The 18417-nt window shown below is 68.4% G+C and carries 11 protein-coding genes; 5 read left to right on the forward strand and 6 right to left on the reverse strand.

Annotated elements, in window-relative coordinates; translation table 11 throughout:
* Window positions 1–369: 369 nt before the first annotated feature.
* A complete protein-coding gene (locus tag DB30_RS08220) occupies window positions 370–1494 on the reverse strand; it encodes a GNAT family N-acetyltransferase (RefSeq protein ID WP_052547530.1) in 1125 nt (374 codons plus the stop codon).
* Window positions 1481–4084 (reverse strand): S9 family peptidase, encoded by a 2604-nt coding sequence (locus DB30_RS08225; RefSeq protein WP_146658289.1) that lies wholly within the window; start codon window positions 4082–4084, stop codon window positions 1481–1483. Before DB30_RS08225 ends, DB30_RS08220 begins: the two co-directional genes overlap by 14 nt.
* Before the next feature lie 60 nt (window positions 4085–4144).
* Here DB30_RS08225 and DB30_RS08230 point away from each other — a divergent pair, with 60 nt between their 5' ends.
* A complete protein-coding gene (locus tag DB30_RS08230) occupies window positions 4145–4768 on the forward strand; it encodes a DUF2378 family protein (RefSeq protein WP_052547534.1) in 624 nt (207 codons plus the stop codon).
* A gap of 103 nt (window positions 4769–4871) precedes the next feature.
* Here the strand turns inward: DB30_RS08230 and DB30_RS08235 are convergent, their stop codons facing one another.
* Complete coding sequence (locus tag DB30_RS08235) at window positions 4872–5267, reverse strand: thioredoxin family protein (protein ID WP_052547535.1); 396 nt, start codon at window positions 5265–5267, stop codon at window positions 4872–4874.
* A gap of 88 nt (window positions 5268–5355) precedes the next feature.
* On the opposite strand from DB30_RS08235, the gene DB30_RS08240 reads away from it, so the two are divergent.
* The gene (locus tag DB30_RS08240) at window positions 5356–7095 is read left to right on the forward strand and encodes a S10 family peptidase (RefSeq protein WP_165703669.1); all 1740 of its coding nucleotides are present in this window, start codon (window positions 5356–5358) and stop codon (window positions 7093–7095) included.
* Here the strand turns inward: DB30_RS08240 and DB30_RS08245 are convergent.
* From DB30_RS08245 to DB30_RS08255, 3 genes are all read right to left on the reverse strand, one after another.
* Entirely contained in the window at window positions 7041–7811 is a 771-nt protein-coding gene (locus tag DB30_RS08245) for a hypothetical protein (protein WP_052547539.1), read from the reverse strand. The genes DB30_RS08240 and DB30_RS08245 overlap by 55 nt on opposite strands.
* 89 nt (window positions 7812–7900) lie before the next feature.
* Window positions 7901–11818 carry a serine/threonine-protein kinase gene (locus tag DB30_RS08250; protein WP_052547542.1) on the reverse strand — a complete coding sequence of 1306 codons (3918 nt, stop codon included), beginning with the start codon at window positions 11816–11818 and terminating at the stop codon, window positions 7901–7903.
* A gap of 37 nt (window positions 11819–11855) precedes the next feature.
* Complete coding sequence (locus DB30_RS08255) at window positions 11856–12731, reverse strand: 5'-3' exonuclease (RefSeq protein WP_052547544.1); 876 nt, start codon at window positions 12729–12731, stop codon at window positions 11856–11858.
* A gap of 55 nt (window positions 12732–12786) precedes the next feature.
* On the opposite strand from DB30_RS08255, the gene DB30_RS08260 reads away from it, so the two are divergent.
* The 3 genes from DB30_RS08260 (at window position 12787) to DB30_RS08270 (ending at window position 18060) form a co-directional block, all read left to right on the forward strand.
* Window positions 12787–15090 carry a hypothetical protein gene (locus DB30_RS08260; protein ID WP_052547545.1) on the forward strand — a complete coding sequence of 768 codons (2304 nt, stop codon included), beginning with the start codon at window positions 12787–12789 and terminating at the stop codon, window positions 15088–15090.
* A 91-nt stretch (window positions 15091–15181) separates the two neighbouring features.
* A complete protein-coding gene (locus tag DB30_RS08265) occupies window positions 15182–16324 on the forward strand; it encodes a ThuA domain-containing protein (RefSeq protein ID WP_052547547.1) in 1143 nt (380 codons plus the stop codon).
* 143 nt (window positions 16325–16467) lie between these two features.
* Window positions 16468–18060: a hypothetical protein gene (locus tag DB30_RS08270; RefSeq protein ID WP_146658291.1), complete on the forward strand. Its 1593-nt coding sequence runs from the start codon at window positions 16468–16470 to the stop codon at window positions 18058–18060.
* Window positions 18061–18417: the final 357 nt, after the last annotated feature.

Consider the following 18417-nt stretch of genomic DNA (forward strand, 5'->3'; position numbering starts at 1 on the left):
GGCAAATCCGGGGGCCAGTGGGCGGTTGGCAGAAACGTGGTTGAAATTGGAGAGGACGCGGAACCGTGGTCAAGGTACGCTCAGAAGTGCCGAATTCGTGGGATAAACATACCAAGTAGGAGTATGCCGGATACAGCTTCGGCCTCCCTCCTAGGCAGGAACGGCCCCAGACGCACCTGACGACGCGACTCCAAACTGATCGGCGCTCTAGCAGCCCGTGGTGCAATGCCTCGCGCCGCCTCGCTTGGCCTTTTCGCCGAGGGCTTTGTCGCCAAAACTTGCAGTGGGCCCACCACAGCGGCGTTTTGGCTTCGCGCCCTCGACGAAAATTCCGGCGCGAGGCGACACGATGCACTACACCACGGGCTGCTACCCAAGCTCGAGCTCGTAGGCGCGATAGGTCATGTAGATCCGCCCGCCAAGCCGCTCGAGCGCCCCTCGCATGCGGCGATTGTTGGCCAGCACCAACGACGCGTCCGCGCCCCGATACCCCCGCCGCACCGCCTCTTCCCAGGTCCGCTTGTACATGGGCGCCCCGATCCCCAGGTGTTGGTATTTTTGCTTGACGCCCAGCACCAGCACCCGCATCGCGGTGATCCGGCTCGCTCCGCGCCACGCGTGCCACCAGCCAAACGGGAACAGCCGACCGTTCATGGGCTTGGTCACCGGGTTGGTGTCTGGCAGGGCGATCGAGGCGGCCACGCACTCGTCGCCAATGTACGCGTAAAAGCACAGCCCAGGATCCAGCAACGGCTTGAGCCGCTTTCCCAGAAACTCGAACTCGGCCTTCGACATGGGCACATGCCCCCAATTGTGGTCCCACGCGTCGTTGAAGATCTCGCGGAACAGCTGCACGCCCCGCTCGTAGTCGGCGGCGTCCATGGTCTCGATCCGCAGCTCGGGGCAGCGCGACATGACCCGCTGGGCCAGGCGATCGATCAGCGGCGGAACCGGCCCGGTCTCGAGCCAATACGCATACCAATCCATGACCCCGCGCAGGCCCAATGCCTCATAGTGCTTGGCGTAGTAGTCGCGATTGTGCGAGTTGGCGACGCTGGGATCCACGTCGAAGCCGTCGACGAGCAGGCCAAAGTCGTGGTTCTGGTTGAAGTTGAACGGCCCGCGGGCGCAGGTCATGCCCTGCTCGCGCAGCCACTTGGTCGCGGCCAAGAACAGCGCGCGGGCGACCTCGAGCTCGTCTACGAACTCGAAGAACCCAAACAGGCCCACACCTGGCTCGCGCAGCTGCAGCTCGGCGTCAACCGTCGCGGCGATGGTTCCAACCGGGGTTCGCCCGCGATAGGCCATGAAGCACTGGACCTTGGCCGTGCGAAAGAACGGGTTCTTGCCCGGATCCAAGAAGGTCTTGCGCTCGGAGATCAGCGGCGGGACCCAGTGCGGATCCCCCCGATAGATCGGCCACCACGCCTTGACGAACCGGCCCGCGTCGCGCGGGAGCTCGATCGCTACAATCGTGAGATCAGCCTGGCTCATTCGCGCGATCCTCCTGCGGGTGCTTCACGTACAGGTCGAACCAGCGAAATGACTCGTAGAGCGTGTGCAGCACCGACTCGCGGGCCCGGTAGCCGTGGGCCTCGTGCGGCAGGATCACCATTCGCGCCACGCCGCCCAAGCCCTGCAGCGCGTGAAACAGGCGCTGGGTCTGGATCGGGTAGGTCCCGGAGTTGTCGTCGATCTCGCCGTGGATCATGAGGATCGGCTCGTTCAGGGTTGCCGCCGAGAACAGCGGAGACACGCGCACGTAGGCATCGGTCGCCTCCCACAAGTCGCGGCGCTCGCTCTGAAACCCAAACGGCGTCAGGCTGCGGTTGTAGGCGCCCGAACGGGCGATCCCGGCCTTGAACAGATCCGTGTGCGCGAGCAAGTTGGCGACCATGAACGCGCCGTAGCTGTGGCCGCCAATCCCAACCCGATCACGATCGGCCACGCCCTGCGCGACCGCGGCATCGATCGCGGCTTTGGCCGAGAGCTCGAGCTGCTCGAGCAAGGTGTCGTTCATGGTCTCGGGGTCGCCCACGACCGGCATCGCCGCGAACAGCACCGCGTAGCCTTGGGTCAAGAACATCGTCGCCGAGACCCCGCCAAGCCGCGTGAACCGGGTTGGCGCGGCCCGGACCTGCCCGGCCGTGTCGGCGTCGACGTACTCGACCGGGTAGGCCCAGATCACCAAGGGCAGGCGCTCGCCGGCCTCGGGGTCGTAGCCTGGTGGCAGGTAGAGCGTGGCCGACAGCGGCACACCATCGGCCCGCCGATAGTCGAGCAGCTGCTTGTGGATCCCGTCGAGCCCAGGGTGCGGGTGGGGCAGCTTGGTCAGCGCCAGCGCCTCGCCGCCAGCGAGCGGCTCTCGAAACCAATCTGGGGGATCGCCGGGGCCCTCGCGCCGCAAGACCGCGGTCGAGGTGTCGCCCGCGAACCCAACAAAGCTTGCCCAGCTGTCGCTCGGCGACTGAAACAGGCGCTCGGGCTTGCTGTCGGGCGCGAGCGCCAGGCGATCCAGGAACGGCCGATCACCTTGGGGGGTCGCCCCCGCGCCGTCCAGGAACATGACGGCTGCCTCGCCCTCGCCCTCGACGCGCACGACCCAGGTGTCGTCGGGCAGGTTGATGCGTACGGGATCCCCCGGGTTGGCGTAGCTGTCGTGGACCGAGCGGTCGAACAACACCCGACCGGGGCTGGCGGGTTCGCCCTCGCGGGGGAGCTCGCGCAGGTGCGTGGTCAGCCACTTGCGATCTCGATCGTACTCATTGACCAGGTACCGGCCCGGCTGCTGCAGCCACGAGGTGCCCGCGTAGCGGTGCGTGAGCCGGGTGAACTCCGTGGCATCGCTGACCGTCTTGCCCGCGAACGGGCCGACCAAGCGCATCAGCCGATCGCGGTGCTCGGCTTTGGCCCGCGGATCGCCGCCATCGAGGGCCTCGACGAAGGTCAGGCTCGCGCCCTCGAGCGGCTGCCACGAGAACCCACGCGGACCGGTCGGCACGCCTTGGATCGGGACCTCTTCCGCAGCAGGTTGGGCGTCCAGCACGATCGGCGCGGCGCCAGGATCGACAAGCGACCACAGCTCGACGCGGTGACCAAACCGGTAGTACGGGACGACCCGCGAGTAGGGCGGGACCAGGCGCTCGACCAGCAGCCAGCGCCCGTCGGGTGAGGGATCGCAGTCGGTGAACACACCTAGCGCATCGTCGCCGCTGCCCAGCTTGGTCACGGCGCCGTCGAGGGTCACGATCGCCAGCTCGCGGCTGAAGTAGTGGGTGAACAACGCGTCGTCGAGCGCGCTCGTCAGCAGATCTTGGTAGGTGCGATTGGTCGCCGCGCGGCCCGAGGTCTCCTCGACCCAAGGACCCTGGGCAACGCTGCCGCCGATCGGCGCGGGGCCGCGCGCTGTCGCTACCAGCGAGACCAACAGACGCTCGCTGCCCGACAGCCAGACCAGGCCGTCGTCCAAGCTGGCGTTGAGCGGCGCGTCTGTCAGCCGCCGGGCCTTGGCGGTGCCCACGTCGGCGACCCACAGCTCGACGTGATCCTGGGCGGTGTGGGTAAACGCGACGTGCTTGGCGTCGGGGGACCAGTCCACGCCGCTCAGCTGCGGCCGATCCGGCAGCCCGGTGACCTCGCGGTGCTCGCCCGTTGCGACGTCGACGAAGCGCAGATGGTTGTAAAAGTTGGTGCGGCGCCGCTCGTTCGTGCGTGGGTTGATGCGCTCACCCGCGAGCGCGAGCATCGGCTCGGCGAGGACTTCGATGCCCGGCTGCGCGGGGTAGTCCGCGAGCATCATCGTGCGGCCATCGCTCGCCAAGCTGACGCTGGGCGTTGGCGCGGCATCGATGATCCTTTGGACATCGGCGTCGGGTTGTTGGTAGCGGACGGCCGGCGCGACGAGGGGCCCAGGCTCGGGCGCGGGGTCGGGCCCGACCTCGGGGGGCGGCGACACGACAGCACGAGCCGAGTTGGATGGGCCTGGGTCTGCGCTTGGGGCTTGGCAACCAAGCACCAACGCCGCGGCGACCACGATCGACCGCCCCGCCATTGCCGCGCGCGGACACTCGTGGAGAGAAGACATGCCCGACCTTAGCGCAACACGCCGCTATCCGGCGGTCGGCGGGCATGCGAAACTGCGTCCATGTTGATCGCCCTCGAGGGGGAACAACCGTTCGTCAAGCCGCGCGCGCACTTCGAGCTGGACCTCGAGGACATCACCGCCCGGATCGTCGGCGTGCCCACGATCAAGGGCATGTTCTTCAACCGCACGCTCGAGCTGGTGGCCGAGCGCGCCGACGAGCGCGACATCATCTGCGCCGCCGGGCTCGACGACGACCGCTTCGTTCCGTTTCGCGACTACCCGTGGGTGAATTTCCTGCGCCTCAACTGCGCCGTCTCCGACGTCATCTACGACGGCAGCCGCAGCGCCGGGCTCCGCCACATTGGCCGCACGCTCTACGCCACCTTCGCCGACAGCTTGCCCGGGCGCGTGACCTTTGGGGTGCTGCGCCACAACGCCGATCGCGTGATGCGACTGGGCGCGAAGGCGTGGAACATGTCGGGCAACCCGGGCGAGGTGTTCGCGGAGTCGGTGGGCGATCGCCACTATCGCTACCACTTCGCGCGAAGCCCCTCCGAGGTCACCGAGACGCTCGGCGTTGGCGTGCTCGAAGGGGCGCTGGCCGAGTGCAATGAGGTCCCGCGCGTGCTGTTTGGCTACGCAGACCCCATGCACACGGTGCTGGACATACGCTGGGGCGACTAGCCGACAGGCGAGCGAAGGGGGCTCCGCCGCCGAAGCGAGGGGGCTTTTTGAGAGCCCCCTCGAAGACATGTGTGGTTCACGAATGTCGCGTCGGTGCGCCGCATTAGCCAAACAAGCGCCCGAGCAGCCCCTTGCTGCGTCGGCGCTTCTTGTTGAGCAGCCACTCTGCCCGGCTGCCCAGGCGCTTGGCGTCCATGCGCCCGACCACGGCGTCGACCACTTCACCGTCGAGCACGAACAAGATCGTGGGCACCGACTGGATCCGAAACGGCGCGGCCAGGAACCCGTGGGTGGCCGTGTTGACCTTGCAAAACCGGACCTCGTCGCTGTCGAACTGCCCGGCGACGGCCGTGAAGTCGTTGGCCATGGCCATGCAGGGGCCGCAGGTGGGGGACCAAAAGTCGATGATGGCTGCGCCACCCTCGTCGCTCATGATCGCCTCGACCTGCTCTTCGGCGTCGAGATCTTCGTACGGCTTGTCGCTTGCGGCCTCGCCCATCGGACGCGGATTCTAGTCGCTGACGTGGCCCCGGCCAAGTCTCGCTAGGGTTGGTCCGGAGATCCTTCGAGGCGCTAGCATGGAGGCGATGGATGTGGTGATCCGAGCATGCGCGCTGGGAACCGTGCTGGTCGTCGGCGCATGCGCGCAACCGTCGGCGACCGACGCCAGCGTGGGCGAGGACTCGAGCGAGTCCGGGACGGACGCCACCGCGACCGGGGCGCTGTCCGATCTTCCAGGCGAGACCGAGACCGAGACCGAGACCGAGACCGGAGCCGACTGCCCGCCACCCCCGTGTGCAGCATGCACCTGCGAAAACGGCGAGCTCAGCTGCGCGTGCCTCGAGCCCGCGGCGGGCTTCATCGAGCTCGAGGGCGTCGACTACGTGCTCGGCCAGGGCCCCAACGCGCTGGCGCTGAGCTCGACGGACTCCCGGCAATTCTGGGCGTTTCAACCCGCGCAGGATCAGCGCCAGCCCGCCCCACTGTTCGTGTTCTTCAACGGCGGGCCGGGGGTCTCGAGCGGCATGCTGTTGGGCCTGAGTACCGGCGAGCGCAGCTTCGATCCCAAGCTGACCGGGCCCGACGCGGCGGTCGTCGACAACCCGCACAGCTGGACCAGCTTCGCCAACCTGCTGTGGATCGACGCCCGTCAGACCGGCTTTTCCTATGGGCTGCTGAGCGATCCAAGCGACGCCTCCGCCCGCGCGCAGGCGATGGACGTGGCCAGCTTCAACAGCTACCGCGACGCGGCGGACTTCGTGCGGACCCTGCTGCGCTTCTTGGCCGCGCACCCAAGCCTGCGCGCCACCGAGGTCGTGCTGGTGGCGGAGAGCTACGGCGGGATCCGAGCCCAGATCATGCTCGACATGCTGCTGTGGGCGAACGCCTACGAGGACGGCACCCGCAAGCTCAGCGACGCAGCCCTGGTCGATGAGATCCAGACCCACCACCTCGAGGTTCACGCCAGCACCGCGGCGGCCGACGTGTCTGCCCAGTTCGGGCGCCAGGTCCTGATTCAACCGGCGCTCACGGGCAGCGTCCAGCAATTCACGGCCGGGGCGATGTTCGAGCAGCCCGACTCGGTGATCGAACAATTCGCGCTCGAGCTCGGGGTCGACTATCCCAGCTGCGCCGAGAAGGGCGGGCCGTGTGATGCGTACGGCAACGCGATCAGCTTCATCGGCAATCAAGGCCGCAGCGCCTACGACTACCGAGCGCCCGCGTCGTGGCTCAATGACGTGTTCAACCTGGTCGCCGCCCGCCTCAACGACGTCGACGCCACGCAGGCGCTGCTGGGGGTCGAGATCACCAACATCGCCGGCATCGCGGCCCGCGATCGACCCCAGGGGTGGCGCTTCGTCAGCGCAGACCCGTACCCAGCCGACGCGGATCTGGGTAATTGGCCCGACCACGGCGGCGCGCTGCAAGCCTGGGATCGCTATTTTCTCAGCTTCAACGCCGAGGCCCTCGGGCAATTTCGCAGCTACGAGGCCCGCTTGCTGAACGTCGATCCGGCCGACGGTCACTTTGGTGAGCTGTTCGTGTCAAACCTGGTGTTTGTCGACACGCTGATCACCGACGCGGCCTACGACGTCGTCATCTATACCCCTGCGATTCCAGCCGCGCTCGAGAGCTACACGGGTCTGGTCGCGGGCGTGATCGTGGATCCCGACGCGCGCGAGTGGACGATCGAGTACCAAGACGGTGTGCTCGGCGATCCGGGGGCGCGGGTCGTCAGCGTGCCAAGCTACGCGGCCTCGCACGCGGTCAGCTACGACGCGCCGGGCAAGCTCCACGCCGACGTCTCGGCGTGGCTGGGGGGCTGAGGGTCGTCCGCGTCGGCCTCGCTGGGGTCCACCGGCGTAGCTGGGCTGCGCGGGCCCCAGACGCTTGGCAGCAGGTCCTCCTCGTCTTCATCCTCGATGCTCGGCAGGCCGTCGAGGCTTGGCTTGACGACGACGCTTGGCGCCGGGACGGGCTCGACGACGACGGCGGGCTTGGGCTGCGCGGGCGCGGCCGGCTTTGCCTGCGCGGGCGCGGCCGGCTTCGGCTGCGCGGTCGAGGTCGAGGTCGGCTGGCGCGGCTCGGGCTCGGACTCGGGCTCGGGCTCCATTTCGTCGGCGAGCAGCGGCGGCGCGGGGGGAGCGTCGAAGATCTGGCGGTCCGGCGAGTCGACGGCGGCACCCAAGGCCGCAACCAGCGTGGTGGTCTCGCGTAGCTCCTGCGCGTCGGCGGCGGGCTCGGGTGCCGGCGCCGCGCTGGCATCCGGCGCCGCGGCCACCTCGAGAAACGCCGTGTCCGGCAGCTCCAGCCGGTTGTCGGGCGATTCGGACCCGGCGCCGACATTCAGCGACAACACGACTCCCGCGGTCACCAGGCCACAGATCGCGGCGCCAAACAGCAGCCACTTGCGCTCACCGGAGTCGCTGCTGCGCTCCCTGATCGGCGGCTCATCATCGAATTCGATGTCACCGCCGGTCCAGCCCGGCTCAATCTCGTGTTCGTGTTCAAACGCGTCGTGGGACACGGCGGAGTCCTCCAAGCCTCGACGCTAGCGTGGGACCCCGGTCGAACCAAAAATTTGGCCTTCCACACCGAGCCCAGTGGACTGGTTCACCGAGGGCAGCGAGCTCACTTGCTCGGTATTCGGTGGGCTGGCGCGAGCAGATCCAGGAAGCGCGCGCGGTTGGGGATGCCCTGCTCGCGCAGGTACGCGTCGCCTAGCGCCTCGAGCTCGGCCGACTCGCGGCCTTTGGTGTGGGCGGCGAGCCGCAGTCGCGCAGCCGCCAGCATCGCGCCCATACCGTTGTCTTCGAAGTGGCTCTGCGCGTCGCGCCAGGATCGGCGCATGCCCTCGCGGTCGCCCAGGATCGAGCACAGCGCGGCCTCGTTGAGCCGGGCCTCGCCGAGCAGCAGGGGATCTTTGATCTTGCGGTGCAGCTTGCATCCGCGCGCGACCTGCCGACGCAGCTCGAGGTCGTTCGGGTTGCGCACGGCCGACCAGATCACCACGCGCGCGCGCGCTTGCTGGATCAACACCGAGATCAACGGCAGCCGACCCATGCCCGAGTCCCGCGCGCTCGCGGCCGCCATCGCGACCTCGGCCAGCGCGCCCTCGGCGTTGCCGCCGTACAGCATGACGTTGGCCGCCGACAGATCCAGGGTCAAGTCCGGGACGGTGTAGCGCGAGGCGTCCCAGCACTCGCGGCCCGCGTCGAGGTGGCGCTTGGCACCGTCGAGATCATCGTAATAGAGCGACACCGTCGCCCCCACACCACACAGCGAAGCGAGCTCGTGCAGGTTGCCGTGCTCGCGGGCGGTGGTGATCCAGCGCGGCAGCTCGCGGCGCAGCTCGCCGAGCTGTCCGCTGTACATGCAGGTCTCGGCGTAGCGGATCGCCGCATACGCGCGGATCCAGTCGGCGCCCGGCGAGGCCTCGATCCGGCGCAGCAAGTGGGCCAAGCGCAGGCGGGCCTTGGGCATGCGCCCGCCGAACCAGTCGATCATCGCCTCCGACAGATCGATCGCGCGATCGAGCTCGACGTCGTCGACCCGCGTTGCGAGCTCGCGGCAATCGATCATCATGCGCCGCGCGGCCTCGCTGCGACCAAGCGCGGCCTGGGCCACGAACTCGTAGGACAACACGATCCCGAGCCGCCGGGGCTCGCCAGCCTCGCGGGCCAGCACCAGCGCCCGCGCGTGCAGGGCCTGCGTCAAGATGATCTCTTGCAGCGACAGCCCGGTCGCAACACTCGAGATCACATCGAGTCGCGTCAGCAGCTGCGCGGGGACCTCGGCCTCGGTTCGCAGCTCGCGGGCGCCGAACAGCGCCCGCCAGCGCAGCCGAGCCCGCTCGCGCACGATCATCCACACCGCCCCCCAAAACCCCCGCGGCATCGGCTCGCCGAGCTCTGTGAACAGCGTGCGGCTGAGGTCCAGCCCCTCGTCGAGGCGGCCCGCGCGAAGCAGCTGCTCGGCCGCGCGCTGGCGCAGCGATCGAGCCTCGTCGGGCTTGGAGACGACCGCGAGCTCCAGCAGGATGTCCGAGGCCGCCGCCCCTCGACCCAGGTTGATCAGCTGGTGGGCCAGGGCCAGGCGCAGGCTCCGACGCTTCGCCGCTGGCGCGGTCGCAGGCAGCAGCTCGAGGGTTCGTTCGTACAGCTCGGCGGCCCGGGCAAACGCCAGCGCCTGGGCGGCCTGGACCGCCGCGCGCTCGCTGTACGCGGCGGCGCGCTCGACCGCGCCGCCACGAGCAAACTGCTCGGCCAGGGTGTCGAGATCGCCGCCGTGCTGCTCGAGCAGCTCCGCGAGCTGGACATGAACCGCGCGCAGCTCGGCCGGCTCGAGCTCGCCAAGCACCACTTCGCGGATCCGACCGTGGGCCGTCTCGACCGCCCAAGTCGAGCGATCGGGGGCCGTGCCCAGCTCCTCGTCGCTGGCGTGGGTCCGCGGACGGGTGAGCAACCCCAGCGCGCACAGCTCGTCGAGGACCGCGTCGAGCGTGGCATTGAGCGCCAGCTGATCGAGCGCGACCACGGGTATCGGCCCACCCGCCGCGGCGACCAACGCCAGCAGCGTGCGCCGATCAGGATCGAGATCGACGATCCGCCGCGCGACGATCTCGTCGAGGTCGAGCTCGCCGGCCCCCTCCCCTTTCGCGTGACCGCCCAGCACGATCTGGCTGAGAAAGAACGGGTTGGCCCCCGCCCGCTCCACGTGGCTGCGCGCGAGCGCGGGGTCGGCCGCCTCGCCCATCAGCTTCATGGTCAGCTCCACCGCGTCTTGCTGCGCGAGCGGCCCAAGCTGCAGGTCACGCACGTCGCGGCCCTCGAGCGCGCTGGCGCCAGTCAGCTCCGCGATCGCTTCGCGCGAGCCGGGCCCGAGCTCGAGGTCGTTGCGAAACCCGAGGAGCACCAACATCGCCGGGGCGTCCGGGGGCCGGATCAACGCGTTGAGCAGCCGCACGCTGTCGATGTCGGCCCACTGAAAGTCGTCGATGCACACGACCAAGGGCCGGCGATCACTGAGCCGCTGCACCAACTCGCGCAACGCCCCGAGCCCCTGCCGACGCAGCTCGGTCGCCTCGCCGGGACCCGAGTACGCGGGCTTGGGCCACACATCGCCGAGCACCGGAAAGATCCGCGTGAGGGGCCCGAGCGCGCGCGGTTGCAAGGCCGCGACCTCGACCTCGGGCATCCGCCGCAGCTGAACCGAGAGCGCGTCGATGATCGCGTCGACGCCCTTGTAGGGCACCGACTCGCGCTCGAGGCAGCGACCGCTCAAGACCAAGGCTTCGTGCTTGCGCCGGACCCGGCCCAAGAACCGATTCAGCAGCGCTGACTTGCCGAACCCGCTCGCGCCAAACACATGGACGGTGACCGCGGCGTTGATCTCTTCGACGTCGCGCAGCGCCGCGCTGAGCTGGCCAAGCTCGCGCTTGCGACCCATGAACGGCGCGCGCGTGCCCAAGCGCAGGTCGCCGCCGACCATCGAGCCCGAGCTGAGCGAGGTGCTGGCGAACACCCCCGAGGCGCCGGCCCCTGCGAGCAGGCTTGCGGCGCCGCCCCGCGGCCCCGACGAGCTGCTAGACGAGCTGCTGCCCGATCCGTGGTCGAGGCCGAGGTCGAGCGCCTCGAAGGTCGTGATCAGCTCGGACCCGGTTGGGCGGCTCTCGGGGTCGCGCGCCAGCAAGCGCATGCACAGCGCGCGCAGGTCGGGCGACAGCTCCGCGACCTTGGTGCGCGGATCGGGGATCTCACCCTCCTGCTTGTGCATCATGACCTCGATCGCCGAGCCGCGAAACGGCAGCTCACCCGTGAGGCACTCGAACAACATCACGCCGATCGCATACAGATCCGAGGCCGGCGTGGTCTTGCCTGCGACCGCCTGCTCGGGCGCCATGTAGGCCGGGGTCCCGAGCGGCGCCCCGTCGCGGGTCACGCCAACGTCGATCCCCGCGAGCTCCGAGACCAGGCCAAAGTCGAGGACGACCACCCTGCCCCCGCGGCTGACGAGCACGTTGGAAGGCTTGACGTCGCGATGCAGGCACTGCGCGAGGTGCAAGTGGTGGATGCCGAAGATCAGCTGGCCCAGCGACCGACCGAGGCGCACGAGGTTGGGCAGCTGGCCGGCCGGCGTGTGACCGCGGACGTACTCCGTGAACGGCACCCCATCGACGAGCTCCATCGTGAAAAATGGCGGGTGCTCGCGGGCGATCACCAGCTCGTGCAGCGTGATCAGGTTGGGGTGGGTGACGTCGGCCAGAGCCCGGAACTCGCGCTTGAACCGGTACAGCGCCGTCGAGCCGGCCTGGGCCAGCACCTTCAACGCGACGCGCTCGCCGGTCGCGAGCGAGCGGGCGGCGAACACCTCACCCATGCCGCCAGCGCCGAGCCGCCGCTCGATCTCGTAGTCGCCCAGGCGGTCGCCAACCCTCACCTCGGCGCCGCGGCGCGACGCGAACACGCTGCCGCTCTCGCCAGCGTCGCCGGTCGAGCCCAAGATGCCCGGCTGCGTCTCCTCGCCGCCAAGCTGTTCATCGAAGGCCACGCCCGGCGGAGTATATCGCCTGTGCGCGGCCGGACGCTCAGATCCAGGCGGGCACGCGCGCGAGCGCGGCGACGTCACCGATCTGCTCGCAGATCTGCGTGAGCGCGTCTTTGTTGGCGCCACGCCAGCGCAGATCATCGAGCTCGCTCTGCTCGAGCGGCACGTCGGTGCGCAAGGTCGTGAGGACTCGAAACAGATTCGCGTCTTCTCGCTGCTCGCGGAGGCTCTTGGCCAGCCCCTTGGCCCCGCGGATCTTGATGCTCCACGCGAGGTCGTGATCTGGGATCGCGCTGACGTGGCCGTAGACCTGCAGCACCGCGGCGGTTGACTTCATGCCCCAGCGCGGGATCCCGGGGATGCCGTCCGCGCTGTCCCCAACGAGCGCGAGCAGGTCGGGGATCGAAGCCGGGGGCACCCCGAACTTCGCTTCGATCCCCGCGGCGTTGTAGATTTCCTTGCGGCGCCGATCGAAGAGCACGACCCGGTCACCGCGAACGCACTGGCCCAGGTCCTTGTCAGGTGAACACAAGAGCACCTGCTCGACCCCCTGCGCATCAGCCCAGCGGGCCGCCGCGGTTGCGAGGGCGTCGTCGGCCTCGAACTCGACCATTGGCCACACGACCAGACCCAGGGCGTCGCACAATTGCTCGGCCAGGGGAAACTGCGCCCACAAGGCCGGGTCCATGCCTTCGCCGGTCTTGTAGCCCGCGTAGAGCTGGTTACGGAACGACTCGATCACGTGATCGAAGGCGATCGCGACGTGGGTCGTGTCTGGCTCGCGGAGCAACGCGAGCATCGATCGCAGCAGCCCTCGGCACGCGCCGACCTCCTGGCCGTCGCGGCCAGTCGCGGGTGGTGCGCCGTAGAAGCTGCGAAACAACTCGTAGGTACCGTCGATCAAGTGCACACGCACCCCGCGACTGTGCCACACACGACGGCCGCACAACCGGTACAATCTGGGTGACCTCGTGGCGAAGCCCGACGACCAGAAACCCTCGAACGTCGATCCCGAGCGGGACGACGGCCACTCGGTATCGGGCGCGAGCGCAGACAAGCCACCGACGCTGCCCGAATTCTCGAGCGACGGTCCGCAGCCGAAGACCTTGCACGGCGTACCCGCGGCCGACCTGCTCGGCGCCGACGCTGGGCTCGACGATCTGTTCGATGTGCCCACGCTCGGCACCAGCGCGAAGTCAGGACCCAAGGTTAAGTCGGCCGGGCCACCGCCGCTGCCGCCGCTGGTGGCTCGCAAGGGGGCGCCTCGACCACCCACGACTGGGCCGCTGCCGGTGATCCCGCCGATCGGCGAGAACAACTCGCAGCGGGGGAGCAGCGCGAGCGCGCCGAGCAAGCCAAGCTCGCCGAACAAGCCGATCTCGCCGATCAAGCCGATCTCGCCGATCAAGCCAGCCGTGAGCGCCAGCTCGTCAACGGCCAGCAGCGCGTTGCCCTCGGCGAACTCGTTGATCGAGAAGATTCGGTTGGCCGCGCAGCGCAAGGCCGAGGCCGAGCAGGGCGACGCAGACGAGCCGAAAGAACCGAAGCTGGCGAAGGCCAGGCCCAAGCTCGCCGCGAAGGTGGCAGCGGTCGCGCCCGCCAGCGACGAGCCCGAGCCCGAGTTCAAGCCCGCGGCTGCGCTCGCGTCCGATCCGGCGGACACGCCGATCGAGGAAGAGGAGGAGGGCGACGAGGAAGACCTCGAAGTCGACGTCGAGGAGGCCGAACTCGTTGATCGGAGCGGCGCCTCGGAGCCCGAGATCGCTGACGAAGTCACCGTCGTTGCCAAGCCAAAGCCCGGCCCTCAGGCCAAGCTCGCGGACGATCCCGACCTCGCCGACGATCCCGACCGCGGCGACGAAGTCACGGTTGTCGCCAAGCCAAAGCCGAAGCTGGCTGACGAAGCCAAGCTCGCCGAACAAGCCAAGCTCGCCGAACAAGCCCAGCTCGCCGAACAAGCCAAGCTCGCTGAACAAGCCGAGCTCGCTGAACAAGCCCAGCTCGCTGAACAAGCCCAGCTCGCTGAACAAGCCGAGCTCGCTGAACAAGCCGAGCTCGCCGAACAAGCCAAGCTCGCCGAACAAGCCAAGCTCGCCGAACAAGCCAAGCTCGCTGACCAGGCCGTCGCCGTCACCCAGCAGTCGACCCGCACCGGGTTGCCGGTCGCGCCGCAAACTGGGTCAGGACCCAAGCGGGCTCCGCCGCCGCCGCAGACCACGTCGACGGTCTCCGACGCACAGCCGCAGATCGGGGTGCCCTACGAGCCGCCAGCGGTGATCCTACGCCCTGAAGAGGGTGCCTGGGATCCCACCCATCCGGCGGAGGCGGCCGCGACCCACCCCGACGAACCGCGCGGGCTCCCGCGGCCAGGTCGCTTGCCGCGGCCCAGGGCACGGCCCACGCCTAGCGATCTCGCCCCGGCCGCGGCGGCGCTCGTCGAGCAGCCCGCACCCGAGCAAGCTCCGCCACAAGGTCCTGCAGGCGCACCTCAACCCGTTCGGCCGCAGGACACCGCCTCGCTCGTCGACGGCCTGGCCAGCGAGATCATCGCCGAGGCCGAGGCCGAGACGGCCCCCACGGTCCACGTTGCGATCGCTGACCTGGATCTCGAACAGCCGCTGTCCGACCAAAAGCGAAAGCGCAAGATCGCGCTGTACATGTTGGCCGGCGCCGCCGCGCTCTCGCTGATCGTGGCGCTGCTCCCCTCGAAACAGCAGACCAAGGACCAGGCCAAGGCGCCCGACACCACGGCGCAGGTCGAAGACCCAGTCAAACCAGCGGAGCCAGAGCCCGTGCAGCTCGCCCAGGCCGACTCCACTACAACCTCCGACACCGCGGCGGATCCGATCCCCAGTGACGAGGATCCAGAGCCGGTCGAGCCAGAGCCAGAGCCAGAGCCAGAGCCCAAGCCCAAGTCCGAGCCCAAGCCCAAGCCCCAGAAAAAGGCCGAGCCAGAGCCCAAGCCCAAGCCCAAGCCCAAGCCCGAACCCAAGCCCGTCGCCAAGCCCACTCCGCCAGCGGTGGACAACCGCGACGACCAACAGCTCTACGCCGCGGCCCAGTCGGCCTACAACAAAGGCAGCGCAGCCGAGGCCTACAAGCTCGCCGCCGCCAGCTACAAGAAGAAGGGCAAGTCCAAGACGGCGGAGCTGATGACCTTGTCGGCCTGCAAGATGAAAAACGGGGGCAAGGCCAAGTCGTCGCTCAACAAGGTCACCCTGATCCGTCGCGGGGCGATGAAGAAGGAGTGCAAGGCGATGGGCGTGTCGCTCTAGCCTGACTCGTCGCACGGACCCAGCTCGGGCTCGGCGTTTCGTAGATGACCTCGACCATTGTTGGCCCGGAGGTCCGTGGTATAGGCGGGCCATGTTGGTCTCGCCGTTTCGCTGCGCCGTTCCCGTGCTTCTGACTGTCGTCGTCGGCTGCTCTGACGACCCCGACGCCCGCGAATTGACCGCGGGCGGGAGCTTTTCCACTGGCGCCACGACGATGGGCGAGACGGCCACGAACGGCTCGGAGAGCGCCTCGGACACCGACGAGACCACCGGTGGCATGGACACCGACTCGAGCGACTCGAGCGACTCGACCGACGACGGGACGACCGGCGAGCCGCTGCCGCCCGACGTGATCTGCGAGCCCTGGGCGATGCCGAGCGACGCCCACGACCAGTCTGTCGTCCCCGTCGAGGTCGAGCCGCAGGACCCCAACGCAACCAAGATCGTCTTGGTCGCCGGGGCGCCGAGCGTGATGCAACCACAGGGCGCGCACGAGTTCTTCGCCGGAACTGCGATCCTGGCAAAGTTGCTGTGCCAGACGCCCGGCGTCGTCCCGGTGATCGTCAAGAATGGTTGGCCAACGGACGAGTCGATCTTCACGGGCGCCGACGCGATCGTGTTCTACCTCGACGGGGCCGAGAAACACCCGCTCACCGATCCCAACAAGCTGGCGGTCCTCGCGGAGCACATCGACGCTGGCGCAGGCTTCGTGAACCTCCACTACGCGGTCGACTATGCGCCAGCGCTCGGCGCCCAGATCCTCCCCTGGCTGGGCGGATATTACGAAGCAGGGTATTCGGTAAACCCGATCTGGACGGCCACTTTCGACGAGTTCCCAGCGCACCCGGTGACGACCGGCGTCACTGCGCTGACGATCGACGAGGAGTGGTACTACAACATGCGTTGGGTCGAAGGCGAGATCGGGATTACGCGGATCCTCGAGGACGTCCCGCCCGAAGAAACCCGAACGACCCCCGACACGCAGGCTCACCCAGGTCGCTCCGAGGTCACCGCGTGGACGTACGATCGCCCTGATGGCGGCCGCGGCTTCGGCTTCACCGGTGGCCACTGGTACGGCAACTGGATCGACCAGCCCGAGACCCCACATGCGCCGATGCTCCGCCGCGTCGTCGTTCAGGGGATCCTGTGGAGCGCCAAGCATCCGATCCCACCGGGCGGGGCGCCCGTGGACCTCGACCCGGCGGACAACGGCAACTATATCGATACGAAGTAGCTTTGCCAGCGGCAGCGTCCGCGCGCGCCGTCCACGGGAACGACCGCCGGGCGGGGTCGTCCGTGCGCCCGAGAAAAACCGACGACACCCGCGTCATCGCGCTCGACCTCGTCGCCAATGACTTGGCGAAGGCGACACAAACGATGACGACCCACCACGAGACCACCCGTATCTTGGTTGCGAGCCTGCTCGCGCTGCCCTTGTTGACGACCGCCTGCGAGGCTGAGTTTGACGAGGCCGGCTTCGACGATGACGCGCTCTTCGACGACGCGAGCGACGAGGACGACTCACAGTTCCGAGCTGGCCAATGGACACCCCACCCGATCAACCCGCAGCTGTGTGAAAACCCCGAGGGTGAGCCCTCGCGCCCGCCCGTGGCCGGCAAGTGCGAGATTGACGTGCGGCTGATCCAGACCAAGTTCGTGACCGGTCAAGGCGTGTCCGAGGGCCGCGCAGAGATGTCGACGAAGGTGACCGCGACCGCGCCCAACGGCACCCAGACCGTCGCGAGCGTGCCCGAGCTCGTCTACAACGTGGGCCAGAAGCAACGCCACAACATGTCGCTTGGGACCTACATGGTCAACGCTGGCGCGAGCAAGAACATCTCCGTGTGCGCCGAGTTCACCGAGCACGACAACGGCGGCGTCAACGGTGGCGACGACATCGGCAACGCGTGCACCAACGTGCTGCTCGAGTGCGACCCGGTCAACGGCCAGCCAACCTTCACGAAGGTCGTTGGGGCGGCGCCGCTGTGCGGGGACAATCAGTGCAACGGCAGCGCTTCGGCCAAGGTCGAGGTCATGCGCGCCGACGCTGACTATGACGGCGTGGAGAACGAGGACGACTTCACCCCCGAGCCTTGCGACGAGGTCGACAAGGGTAAGGAGGGCGTCGCCCTGCTGCTCTACTTCCACTACGACGACGACAATTTCACCACGCTCGCGCAGTCGCTTGGCACCAACCTGTCCAAGCACTACGCGTCCTACGACTACGTCGCCCTGGTCATGGACAACGACACCTCGAACGCCAACAACACCAGCGCCCAGGCGTTCAAGCAGGCCGACGCCGTATTCGAGCCAAGCCGCGACGGCATCCTGGACGCCATGCGCCACCTGACCGCGCTTGGCTACCGCTTCGACGTCAAGACCCACGCCCACGGCTACAAAAGCGGCCTCAGCGACTCGTCGTTCGAGACCCTGGTTGGCAGCAACATCACCGGCGACTGGCTGGAGACCGCGACCGCCCCCAACCTCATCGGCACCGCGCGCGGCGGGGTCCCGATCGTCGCGCTGTGGGGCACGACCTGCTACCAGGGCCGGCAGATCGACTCGTGGGAGACGGTTGGTGCGATCGTGGCCTCGGGCGCCGTCGACGTCAATTTCTACCCCAACGCGTGGATCAACTACTGGGACGCGTGGGTCGCCGGCACGCCCTACCGCACGTCCGTGGACGACAGCGTCACGCCGCTGGTGGTTGGCGCTTCGCAGACCCTGATCGCGGCCGACGGCGCGGTCGCTCCGTTTTGGTGTGTCTCACCCAACACCGTGCTTGGCCTCAACATCTGCGCCGAGGACTACTTCAACAACGACGTTGGGCCCAACGAGGCGGGGTACAACATCCAGGCGGTCTACGACCACGGCCAGTCGGGGGCGGCCAACATGGCCAATGCCTCGGTGCGAATGTTCACTGGCGCGCAGCTGGCGACCTTTGGCGGCGGCGCGGCGGTGTGGCCGTAGCGGCGCGGTTTCTGCTTCGGGCTCCGATGGATCGCAAGAGCTCCGCGTGGACGACCTGGGGGACGAGGTAGTTTCGCCGCGACTGTATCGTCGATCAGTGCCGACCCGACGCAGCGTGCGTCGTAGTCAGCTCGCGCGGTCGAGCAGCACCGCGCGGGCCTCGTCGAGCGTTCGCGCTCGGCCGGGTTCGGCCCCAGGCGTCCCGGCTCTCGCTTGCTAGTACGCGCTCTCACAACAGCGAGAGCGCGAGGATGCAGCCCTTCGTGATGAGCGTGGCGGCAGACGGGTCCGCGAATTGGGGCACATCGTGGGGGGGGCGTCTCGAGCACGTCAACGTGAGCATCCGCTAGTGCCGCA

This window comes from Enhygromyxa salina, from assembly GCF_000737335.2.
Classification (GTDB): Bacteria; Myxococcota_A; Polyangia; order Nannocystales; family Nannocystaceae; genus Plesiocystis; species Plesiocystis salina_C.

Excerpts from the sequence above, each read along its gene's own strand:
- DB30_RS08265 (WP_052547547.1), top strand. The coding sequence starts at position 15,182 with ATGTTGGTCTCGCCGTTTCGCTGCGCCGTTCCCGTGCTTCTGACTGTC.
- DB30_RS08270 (WP_146658291.1), top strand. The coding sequence starts at position 16,468 with ATGACGACCCACCACGAGACCACCCGTATCTTGGTTGCGAGCCTGCTC.
- DB30_RS08225 (WP_146658289.1), bottom strand. The coding sequence starts at position 4,084 with ATGTCTTCTCTCCACGAGTGTCCGCGCGCGGCAATGGCGGGGCGGTCG.
- DB30_RS08240 (WP_165703669.1), top strand. The coding sequence starts at position 5,356 with ATGGATGTGGTGATCCGAGCATGCGCGCTGGGAACCGTGCTGGTCGTC.
- DB30_RS08235 (WP_052547535.1), bottom strand. The coding sequence starts at position 5,267 with ATGGGCGAGGCCGCAAGCGACAAGCCGTACGAAGATCTCGACGCCGAA.
- DB30_RS08230 (WP_052547534.1), top strand. The coding sequence starts at position 4,145 with ATGTTGATCGCCCTCGAGGGGGAACAACCGTTCGTCAAGCCGCGCGCG.
- DB30_RS08220 (WP_052547530.1), bottom strand. The coding sequence starts at position 1,494 with ATGAGCCAGGCTGATCTCACGATTGTAGCGATCGAGCTCCCGCGCGAC.